The organism is Streptomyces sp. NPDC127092, from assembly GCF_042722475.1.
In the GTDB taxonomy this organism is placed as follows: domain Bacteria; phylum Actinomycetota; class Actinomycetes; order Streptomycetales; family Streptomycetaceae; genus Streptomyces.
Genome location: NZ_JBHXFE010000229.1, coordinates 1 through 446, shown reverse-complemented (window position 1 = coordinate 446; position 446 = coordinate 1). Strand labels below are relative to the sequence as shown.

Below are 446 nucleotides of genomic sequence, written 5' to 3'. Positions count from 1 at the left end.
GCCCCGGACTCCGCATCACCCGAGACAGAAAGGCGGAACAGAGCATGACCACCAGCCAGTCCGACGCCCCGTGGCTGACCCAGGAGGCGTACGATCGCCTCTCCAAGGAGCTCGAGTACATCTCCGGTCCCGGCCGTCAGGAGATCATCGAGCGCATCGAGGCCGCCCGCGATGAGGGCGACCTCAAGGAGAACGGCGGCTACCACGCCGCCCGCGAGGAGCAGTCGAAGAACGAGGGCCGCATCGCCGAGCTGAAGCACCTGCTCGAGACCGCCCGCGTGGGCGAGGCCGCCGAGAACGACGGCGCCGTGCACCCGGGCACCGTGGTGACCGCCGTCGTCGCAGGCGACGAGATGACCTTCCTCTTCGGCAACCGCGAGATCGCCGCGGACGACGAGTCGCTCGAGGTCTACTCCGAGCGCTCCCCGCTCGGTGAGGCCATCAAC

At 69.1% G+C, this 446-nt stretch carries 1 protein-coding gene; it reads left to right on the top strand.

What is annotated here, in order from left to right; genetic code table 11:
- Positions 1–44: 44 nt before the first annotated feature.
- On the top strand, positions 45–446 hold a 402-nt coding region (locus tag ACFWJO_RS39175; RefSeq protein WP_386873000.1), incomplete at its 3' end, for a transcription elongation factor GreA.